This window comes from Micromonospora sp. NPDC005252 (genome assembly GCF_042872475.1).
Lineage (GTDB): Bacteria > Actinomycetota > Actinomycetes > Mycobacteriales > Micromonosporaceae > Micromonospora.
Map to the genome: position 1 here is coordinate 1 of NZ_JBIAKN010000031.1, position 9,464 is coordinate 9,464.

6 protein-coding genes are annotated in these 9,464 nt (G+C 67.3%); 1 reads left to right on the top strand and 5 read right to left on the bottom strand.

Features of this window, described 5'->3' with window-relative positions:
• Positions 1 to 1,355: 1,355 nt before the first annotated feature.
• The 3 genes from ACFYPH_RS31090 to ACFYPH_RS31100 all read right to left on the bottom strand — a co-directional run bounded on the left by ACFYPH_RS31090 (position 1,356) and on the right by ACFYPH_RS31100 (position 6,302).
• Positions 1,356 to 1,937: a DUF5317 family protein gene (locus ACFYPH_RS31090; protein WP_387186670.1), complete on the bottom strand. Its 582-nt coding sequence runs from the start codon at positions 1,935 to 1,937 to the stop codon at positions 1,356 to 1,358.
• Between the two features lie 288 nt (positions 1,938 to 2,225).
• Positions 2,226 to 2,771 carry a hypothetical protein gene (locus ACFYPH_RS31095; RefSeq protein ID WP_355140060.1) on the bottom strand — a complete coding sequence of 182 codons (546 nt, stop codon included), beginning with the start codon at positions 2,769 to 2,771 and terminating at the stop codon, positions 2,226 to 2,228.
• 432 nt (positions 2,772 to 3,203) lie between these two features.
• Positions 3,204 to 6,302 carry a BTAD domain-containing putative transcriptional regulator gene (locus tag ACFYPH_RS31100; RefSeq protein ID WP_363935299.1) on the bottom strand — a complete coding sequence of 1,033 codons (3,099 nt, stop codon included), beginning with the start codon at positions 6,300 to 6,302 and terminating at the stop codon, positions 3,204 to 3,206.
• 567 nt (positions 6,303 to 6,869) lie between these two features.
• Between ACFYPH_RS31100 and ACFYPH_RS31105 the strand changes: the two genes are divergently transcribed.
• A complete protein-coding gene (locus ACFYPH_RS31105; RefSeq protein ID WP_355140058.1) occupies positions 6,870 to 7,151 on the top strand; it encodes a YrhB domain-containing protein in 282 nt (93 codons plus the stop codon).
• Between the two features lie 46 nt (positions 7,152 to 7,197).
• On the opposite strand, the gene ACFYPH_RS31110 is transcribed toward ACFYPH_RS31105, so the two are convergent.
• Both ACFYPH_RS31110 and ACFYPH_RS31115 read right to left on the bottom strand, forming a co-directional pair.
• A complete protein-coding gene (locus tag ACFYPH_RS31110) occupies positions 7,198 to 7,650 on the bottom strand; it encodes a hypothetical protein (RefSeq protein WP_355140056.1) in 453 nt (150 codons plus the stop codon).
• Positions 7,651 to 8,533: 883 nt separating this feature from the next.
• Positions 8,534 to 9,343 carry a DUF5984 family protein gene (locus ACFYPH_RS31115; protein WP_387186673.1) on the bottom strand — a complete coding sequence of 270 codons (810 nt, stop codon included), beginning with the start codon at positions 9,341 to 9,343 and terminating at the stop codon, positions 8,534 to 8,536.
• Positions 9,344 to 9,464: the final 121 nt, after the last annotated feature.

The following is a 9,464-nucleotide window of genomic DNA, read 5'->3' on the forward strand; positions in this document are numbered from 1 at the left end:
ACAAGGCGCGTCGATCGTGAGCGTGCTCCCCGATCGACCGATGCGGCTGCGGGAGCCAGCGCTGGCGCCAACCACAGCACTGGGCCCGAGCTCACGATCGGTCGGCGGCCCGGTGCCGCCCCGGTTTGGGGGAGCAGGTTGGGAGCAGCGAGGTGCCCTGAACGGCCTTGAACTGCATCCAACGGCGTCGAACGGCGCTCAACTGCACCCACCCCTGCCTGCGGCTCCACGTTGCCGCAGGTCAGAGTCGGTGCAGCGTCCTGTTTCACACGGAGTGCTCAGCGGATTTGCGCAGCGGTCGACAGCATTCTATGTCCCCTGGTAGGGGAGTATGTGCAGGTCGCGGCGGTAAGGAGCTGCTGGATGGTCTGGCCTTGCAAGTGGGAGCAGATTGGGTGCAGCTTTGTGAGGTGGTCGCCGCGCCCGAAGTGCTCACCAACACTGGAAAGAGCCGAGGGCTTTGACCTGCGGTGAGGTGGGCGAGCGGTCGGCGTGACCTCCCAGAGAACACCGAAGTGGTCGAGGTTCGCTGCGCCCGGTCTGGCCAGTGCCGGCTGTCGGCCGGGGGCTCGTTGACGCCGCTCGCGATGTCGTGCTGCATCGACCTGCGGCTCTGGCATCCGCCGTGGTGGCGCCGGTGTACATCCCGGACGCTGAGACACGAATCCCACCGGCAACCCCCTGGCCAGGGATTCCGGTCCGGTGACCTCTTCGGCGGACCGAAGGTGTTAGCGTCCTTATGGTCTCTGGACATCTGCGGGTCGGACGACTGTCCCGCGCCGCCTTAGAAATTCCCCGACGTGGTCGTAGAACGCCGAGCACGCCTGTTCACCGGCCCGTCTGACCCACCCGGGTCTAGACGGCAGCTACAGGAGTTGGTGGCAGCGAGTGGGGCGCGTTCAGGATTGCTGACCCTGGTTGCGCAACGGCCGGGCTTGGTCGACACCGCACCAGGCCCGGCCGCTGCGTCACGCGGCTAGGAAATGTTCCAGCGCCGGTTCCAGTTCACGCTGCAGGTCCATACCTGCAGTGGTGCGCCGATGTCGTAGCTGACATCCTTGACGCCGAGGCACTTCTTGCTCGTCATGTTGACGAGTTGCAGCCAGGGGTCACCCGGCGTCGCCGGAGCCGCGATCCATTCCTGCGGATTCGCACGCTTCAGCCTCCGTGCTCATGTGGTGCACCGACCGTGTAGAGAAGTGTGGCGAGCGACAGGAGCGCCACAATGATGCGGATTCTCGTGCCGGCCCCTCAGCTTCCTTCTGTCATTGGTGCGCCGATGGTGTAGAGCAGCAGGGCCAGCGACGCTAACGTGAGCATCGCGTAGGCGGCCTGGCGCCAGACGGTGGACATGGTCATGTTTCACCTCCCGTGATGTGCTGGGGTCCCGGATCGGGTTGGTCGTGGCGGCGACGCATCGCGAGCGCCGTCAGCGCGACGGTCCCGGCGCCGATGAGCACGTCGCCGGGACTGACGAGCTTCTTCAACGGCGTGACCGGGATCGTGTCACCGAGGAGCGCGAACCGGGTCGCATCGTCCGCGGGTTCGTTCTTGGGCGTGGTGAGATCCGGCCGTAGGCCGACCGCCTCAGCCCCGCTCGGCTGGTATGGCATGCGTCCGTTGAGGGCGACCGTCACTCCGTTGGCGAGCGCACCTACCGTGATGGCGACGCCAGCGACGCGGATCGCGAGCGGCCATCTGGGAAGGTTCACGGCCAGCCACCACAGGACCAGGCCGAATACGACGACCAGCGTGCCGGGATGCCGCAGGGCAGCCACGTGGTACTGCGCCGCCTGGACGACGGCGGCCAGCCACAGGAGCCACACGGCCGAGAGTCGGATGCTCCGCAAGCCGGCGATTCGACCCCCGCTGGCGTAGCCGACAAGGACACCCACCATCGGCGGTGCGATGAGCAAGATCAGACTGTGGATCGACATGGCGCCACCGTGTGGGCCTCGAAGGCCCTAAGTCCGGTCATTTGCGGTCCCTCTCGTGGAGTTCCCCTCAACAGACCAAGTCCAGTGTGGATTGCCGGATCTGATCACGGCATGGTTCTTCCGTCCATCGGTTCACTGATGATCGGGCTTCACGCGTAAGGGTTGAGGTTGCGTCCGCTGGAGTGGTGTACGACTTGCCCGTGATGGGCCGACCATGTGACGCGGAGCGGTGAGGAGAATGTCGGCAACGACACCTTCCTCACCGCTCCTACGATCATGCCTCATGGATCACGCCCAAGTGGACGGCCACTCACCCGTGATAAGGCGGGTCTTGTAGTGCCACCAGTTGTCGGGGCCGTAGACCTTGACGGCGACCTTGCTGCCCGACGTGGAGTGTGCGCAGTTCACGCCGTACCCGGTCTTGATCCGTCCACCGATATCGTTCTCCCAGCCGCCCCAGTCCCCGGCCGGCCACAGCTGACGCTTGTGATTGACGTCCCCGCCGGCTGCTTTGACGTAGATCTCCAGGGTGCCGCCCGGGTTCCGCATGCCACAGAAGCTGTCGTAGATCAGGCCGCCGAGACTGTACGCGCCGGACCAGTTCCCGTCTGCTTGGACCCAGCTGTGAAAGAGTTGTCCGGGATTCGAGAACCCGGTGGCATTCCCAATCCAGAACACCTCGTCAGAGCCGTTCTGGTTCACCAGCCACATCAGCTCTCCCGGCTGAGCGGTGAACCAGGCGCCGGGCGCGGTCGTCTCGAAGACGATCCCGCTCGCGGGCGGTGGCCCCGCGTACGCGGGGGCACCGGGTATCAGGATTCCGATGATCAGCATGGCTGCGACCGCGCATCTGCGCAACATAAGCTTCTTCCCATCCATGTATGTTGACGTGCGCTCATCCTGCGGGAGCCCGCTTGCCGAAACCTTGCGACTTCCTGCCCGTACCGCGTCCGTACCAGGGGAAGGCCCGTTTGCCGGTGGCGAGGTACCGCCACCCGGCCGGGTTCACGCAGAGGCCACATGTCGGCTCCGGCCGGCGTTACGCGGGGTTCTCCCGTTGGCGATCTCATAGCACCATGTCGTTAGCGGATCGGTGCACAACGTCGTGGAATGGCAATAGTCCGCACCACGTCCGGATCTTTCAATCGACGGCGCCGACCGCGGCCACCATGAGAGACAGCGAAGGCAACGATGTCCAAGGTTTCCACACTTGACCCTCCGATGTAGCGTCGACCATCGGCACGTTGGTCGGGATTCGGGGATGCCTCAGAGGCCGGCTGACGCCTCGAGGTGGAGCAGTTCGCTGCGGACCCGGTCGCCATCTGGATGGGCGAGTTCCTGAAGTACGACGAGGGCTTGTCGGTACGCGTCGCGAGCGCAATCCAGCCGGCCGGCGGCGCGGTGCCTCTCGGCGAGGTGGGTCAGTGTGACGGATCCGTAGTACCGGTCGCCGAGGTCGCGGTATAGGTCGATCGCCCGCTGGTAGCTGGCGACGGCCTCGTCGTCGTCGCCGAGGTGGTGGTGGGCGTATCCGATGGTGTCCCAGGCGTTGGCCAGTCCGGCTTGGTCCCCGAGATTCCGGGTCACCTCAATGGCCTCCTGGCCTGGGATGAGGGCGTCGTGGTGGTCGCCCAACAAGATTTGATACCAGCTCACCGCGTTCAGCGCGTGTCCCAACCCGTGTCGCAGGGCGTTCGCCCGGCAGATGGCGACCGCCTGTCGCGCGTGGTCGAGTGCCTCCCGGTAACGGCTCTGCTGCTCGCGCAGCATTCCGAAGTAGTGATGTGTCCGGGCTTGTCCCTCAAAGTCGTCGCGCTCCCGGTACAGCTCGAGTGCTGCCCGCAGGTGCGCCTCGGCCTCGTGGCCTTCGCGCAGCCGGATATGGGTGCGGGCGAGGTGGACGTGAGCGGAGCCTTTCGCGGCCACGTCGGTCGACCGTGCCGCCGCGCGCAGCGCCTGCCGTTGGATCGTGACCTGTTCGTGCCACATCCCTTGCCGGTACAGGAACGTCGCCGTTGCGTCCGCCAGGTGCCAGGCGTATGAATCGAAGCCGGCGTTCACGGCGTGGTCGACGGCGGCGAGCAGGACGCGATGCTCGGCGGCGAACCACCGTAACGCACCGGTGTGGTCGGTGGGCGGGTCCACGGTGACCCCAGCACGCGGGAAGTCGAGAGGGCTCGAGTCGCGGGCGGGTTCGAGTAGCCGGTCGGCGGCGCGGGCGGTGTGCAGGTAGTGGTCCAGCATCCGGCCGGTCACGGCGTCGGGCTGTTCGTCAAGGGCCAGCTGGCTCGCGTACTCGTAGACGAGATCGTGCAACGTGTACCGGCCGAGGGCGTATTCCCCGATCAGGTGAGCCCTGGTCAACTCGGACAGGACCGGGCGGACTCCTGCCGGGGGCAGACCGAGAAGACTTGCCGCCGCGCCCGCTGATATTTCGGGTGAGGGATGCCGCCCGAGCAGCCGGAAGAGCCGTGCCGCGGCCGGGCCGAGGGCCTGGTACGACCAGGAGAAGACGCAACGCACATCGGTGCTCGCGTCGCCGGTGGACAGGGCGTTCAGGCGGTCTCCGTCGCGCAGGTCGGCGGCGACGTCGGCGAGCGACAGACCTGGTTGGATGGCGGCTCGTGCGGCGGTTATGGCCAGCGCGAGCGGGAGCCCGGCGCATTGGTTGACGATTTCGACGATGGCGTCCGGCTCGGCGTCGGTTCGGCGGGAACCGATGCGGTGTGTCAACAGGCGGCGGGCTTCGTCCGGGCTGAGCGCTTCGACGGTGAGAGGGTGAGCGTCGTCTGCGGCGACAAGCCCGGACAGCGGGTTGCGGCTGGTGACCAGGGTGAAGCAGTACGGCGCGCCGGGCAGCAGGGGGCGGACCTGCTCGGCGTCGCGGGCGTTGTCCAGCACCAGCAGCATCCGTCGGCCTGCGAGCAGGCTGCGGTACAGGCTGACTTGGGCCGCCGGGTCGGCTGGCAGCCGCTGCGGTGTGACACCCAACGCGTCAAGGAACCTCCGGACGGCCTCATCCGGGTTCATCGGCGAGCCGCCTGGATCGAAGCCGCGCAGGTTGACATGCAGTTGCCCGTCGGGGAACCGGTCGGCGACCCGATGGCCCCAATGTACGGCCAGAGCTGTCTTGCCCACCCCAGCGGTGCCCGACACGACCGCGATGGCGACGGCCGGGTACGGCTGCCGGTGGGTGTGGAGCATGTCGTCGAGCCGCGCGAGAGCCTCGGCTCGGCCGGTGAACCGGCGGACGTCGGCGGGAAGCTGGGCCGGGATGTGGGCCCGGTCGTCGCTACGCGACGGGGCCGCGAGGGGTCGTGACTCAGCTTGAAGGGGAGGTTGAGCGGACGTGACGTGCTGTTGCCGTAGAACGCGCCGGTGGACGTCCATCAGGTCGGGGGACGGCTCGATACCGAGGTCCTCGACGAGTCGCCGTCGGATACGGGCGTAGGTGTCGAGCGCGGAAGCTTGCAGGTTGCCGGCGGCCAAGGCTGCGATGAGCCGCGTGTGGAGCGGTTCGTGCAGGGGGTTGGCCGCAGCGAGTTCACGCAGTCGTGGTAGGCAGCGGTCGGGTTGGCCGGCTGCGAGGGCCAGGTCGGCGTGGCGCAGGGTTGCCGCGATCTGCTCCTCGGCCACTGCGGTGGCCAGGAATTGGTGGTGCAGATTCGGCACGTCTTCCAGCGGGTCGCCGCGCCAGAGCGCCAGCGCGGCTTCCAGAAGGTCGAGTGCCGCCATCGGCTCGGCGGCGCGGGCATGGCGCACCTGGCGGCGGAATTCGGCCAGGTCGAGCTGCTCGTCGGCGAGGTTGAGCTGGTATCCGGCCGGGGTCCGGGTGATCAAGGCGGCCTGGCCCGGTCCGGTCGGCTGCAGCGCCGACCGGAGCCGGGACAGGTAGGTGTGCAGCGCGTTCGCCGGCGCCGCGGGTGGGGTGTCCCAGAGCAGGTCGATCAAGTCGGAGACCGGTACCGGAGTGTTGACCGACAAGGCGAGCCGGCCTAGCAGAGCGCGACGCCCCCCGCGGCCGACCGGCGCCGCCACGTGCCCGCGGTTGACGGTCAGCGGGCCGAGGATCGCCAGCCGCAGCGGTTCGGCGGGGCAAACCTGCCTGGAGGGCGGGATCGGGCCTGAAGGGCGGGTGGCCGCGCGGCGGAGCGTGGCCGCGTCGTGAGGGGGCAGGCCGAGCGCGGCGACGAGCGCCTCGACGGCTGTGGGCCTGGGTCTGCGGCTACGGCCCTGTTCGAGGTCGCGTATGGCGGCCACGCTGAGACCGGCTTGTGCGGCAAGTTCCCGTTGGCTGATGCCGCCCGCCCGTCGGCCGGCCCGCAGCAGCGCGCCGAATCCGCTTCCTTCTTCAGTGGTGTCCATGCTCACGCCCCGTGCGTCATACCTTGCCTGCCGCCTATACCGCGGTGTCCATCGATGTCGCCCGAGCGGCAGTGAACAAGCCGCTGAAGTGACCCTATCGGCTGGACACCTCGAGGTCTGTCAACAACTCGTCGTAGATCCTTCGCAGATCGAGCAGCGTCTCCGCTGCTGCAACCGCGGACACCCCGGCGCGACGCTCCCGTGGCGTAGAAGATCATTGGCCGTGTCGGCAGCAGGGTACGGGTCGTCTAGCCCGGGTGCCTCCCCCGGATCATCCGCCGCCGTCACGTCAAGCATCCGGACGATGGCCTTGGGAAGCCGGCCCGGCAGGCGAGGTGAGTGCCGCAACATCGGAAGAAGCTAACGGCGGACCACAGGTACTGGTCCCCTCGATGAGGAGCGACGCGTGCCCGAGCCCAGTGCAGCCGCGTGGGCCGCGACCTCTTCGGCGGATGCGAAGAAGTCAGCCGTGATTCTCCCGGTCGTCAATCGGGCGACGTCCGCTCATGCCGATGACAGCGCGTTGGCTCGGTCCTGCACCATCGTTCCAGCGTTAGGGTCACGAGCATGACCGATCAAGACGCTCGCGAGATCGCACTCGCCTTCCTCGCTGACCGCATGGGCGAGGTCCGCGCCGGTGAATGGGTGATCACCGGTGTGCGGGAGCACGAGGCCGCATGGTCTGTGGGCTACCAGTCACGCGCCTTCATCGAGTCAGGCCGCATCTCCGACGCGTTGGTCGGCAACGGGCCGGTGGTCGTGCCCAAGTCCGGAGCGGACCCATGGCTGGCCTGGTCCGGTCGGCCGGTAGAAGAACAGATCGCCGAGGGGCGGCCCACTCTCGGATGAACGCACTGACAGGCCGCCGGGCGGGAGGCATTGCTGCGGTGTGTCGTCAGTAGTGACTGAAGACCTGGCGAACCGTAATGCCGAGCACGGCCGACACTTGCGCTGCCTCGTCGGGCGACAACCAGCTGCGGCCTGGATTGCGAACCAGTAACTCGAATCGCGCAAAGGCGGCCGGCCAGTGGTACTCCAGGTCGTTGAGCGAGACGGCTGCGCTGCAGCACGGTGTCACGGTGTCCAGTGTTGCGAAGCGAGTGGCATAGGCATCATCCATCCGCTCTTGCCACCAGTCGGCATCCAGCGGAGCCTTGCAGGCCGGGCAGCCGACTGCCTCGAAGTTGGCGCCCTGGTCAATGAACGTAACCTCGGCGTACTGGCAGGCGACCAGCTCGCCCGCGCCCGGACACATCGCCGAGACGACCTCGGCCGCAGTATCCGCGGCGCCCTGCGCCGGCACCCAGGCCGGCACGGTCGGCACGATACGAAGGAGATCCTCACTCACGCCCATATCCTCTACCAGCTGCCGCCAAGCCGATATCCGCACATGCCGCTGACATTACGCGGCGATCGTGAGCGCACTTCCCCATCAACCGATGCAGCTGTGGGGGCCAGCGCTGGTGCCAGCCAAAGCACTGGGCCGGCAGCTTACGAGCGGTCGACGGCCGGCGGTCGGCGAGCCGGTGCGAGCCGGGTTGGGGGAGCAGGTTGGGAGCAGCGGGGTGCCCTGAACGGCCTTGAACTGCGTCCAACGGCGTCGAACGGCGCTCAACTGCACCCACCCCTGCCTGCGGCTCCGCGTTGCCGCAGGTCAGAGTCGGTGCGGCGTCCTGTTTCCCGCGGAGTGCTCCGCGGTTGTGTGCAGCAGTCGACGGCGTTCTATGTCGCCTGGTAAAGGAGTGTGCACAGGTCGAGGCGGTAAGGAGCCGTTGGCCGGGCCCGGCCTCGCAACTGGGAGCAGATTGGGTGCAGGTTGGCGAAGAGGTCACCTCGACCGAAGTGCTCACCGACGCCGGACCGAGACGAGGGCTTTGACCTGTGGTGATGTGGTGGAGCGGTGCGGCATGACCTCCCAGTAGAGGTCGAAGTGGTCAGGCGTTGCTGCTCCCGGGTTGGCTGGCGCCGGCCGGTGCCACGGGTCGCCTAACGCCACGCCTGTAGGTGTGCTGCACATGGATGTGAAGCGTTGCGGGTGAGGTTGCTGGAGTCCGCCGCGGTTCCGTCATCTGAGACACCGATCCCACTCGCGGCGCCGTGGCCAGCGCATCCTCTGTGGTGACCCCTTCGGCGGACCCGAAGGCGTCAGCTTGGCACCTCCGCGGCAGTAAGGCGGCGTCCGCTCATGCCGATGAGCGGATGCTGTCCCGGTCAGGTGCTCGAAGGAATGCCTAGCCGGTTGGGGCGTCGGCCCGTTGAACGCCGCCGAGCAGCAGGCGGGCACCTTGGCGGACAACGTTCCAGTCGGTCTTCGGACAGCGGTCGAGGTTCTTGGCAAGCCAATGCCGCCGGTCTTCGTGTTCCCGCCGCAGATGGACGAGGTCAAGGTCCACGCCAGGTAGCCCGCCGCGGCGTTCCAGCTCCTCGACCCGCTGCCCCATGGCGTCCATCAGCTCGCGGTTGAGGGTGTGCACGGCCTCAAGGTATGCGGTGGTCGGGACGCTGAGCCGGACTGCGGGGTCGGCGGTGAAACCGATCTCGCCGTCGTCCTCGTGCCGCCAATCCATGGTGATCTCGTCGCGATCGCCGCGGGTGGTACGCCAGAACCGGAGCTTGGGAGGATTGCGCAGGTAACCGAAGTCCAGATGGTGCTCGCCGTGCCAGATCGCGGCCGTGACGACTGGATGGTCGGGCACGTCCGCGTTCCCGTCGTCGGTCCGTTCCTCACCCGGTTCGGCCAAGAACTCGAGCGGGTCACACGTCCACTGCGCGGGGTCGGAGGCAATGAATGGCTGCAGATCGTCGGGCACCGGCTCCAGCACCTCAGGTGTAAGGACAATGACGTCTTCCCAGAGCCGGGCCAGGTAATAGTCGATGTAGGGATGCGGGTGAACTTCCCGGGTGCGGCACAGCAGCTCCTGCCCGCTTGCTTCAAGCCAGTACCAGCCCTCGGTGAGCCCGAACCAGTGGAGCCTCGGCTGGTCACTGCCCCACGGCGACACCTCGTCCAGTGGGTACAGCTCGAACCGGAACCTGATCATTGAGCCTTTTCCAACCTGATCTTGCCGGTCAGGGACGGTGTGCGTAGCCCGGTGATCGATGAGGGCGAGGCTCCAGGTAAGACAGCAAATCGACCAAAACCCGATGCCCCAACACGGGAGC

Bases quoted from the DNA above. Each gene is read 5' to 3' on its own strand.
- ACFYPH_RS31090 (WP_387186670.1), bottom strand. From the start codon at position 1,937: ATGTCGATCCACAGTCTGATCTTGCTCATCGCACCGCCGATGGTGGGT.
- ACFYPH_RS31095 (WP_355140060.1), bottom strand. From the start codon at position 2,771: ATGCTGATCATCGGAATCCTGATACCCGGTGCCCCCGCGTACGCGGGG.
- ACFYPH_RS31100 (WP_363935299.1), bottom strand. From the start codon at position 6,302: ATGGACACCACTGAAGAAGGAAGCGGATTCGGCGCGCTGCTGCGGGCC.
- ACFYPH_RS31105 (WP_355140058.1), top strand. From the start codon at position 6,870: ATGACCGATCAAGACGCTCGCGAGATCGCACTCGCCTTCCTCGCTGAC.
- ACFYPH_RS31115 (WP_387186673.1), bottom strand. From the start codon at position 9,343: ATGATCAGGTTCCGGTTCGAGCTGTACCCACTGGACGAGGTGTCGCCG.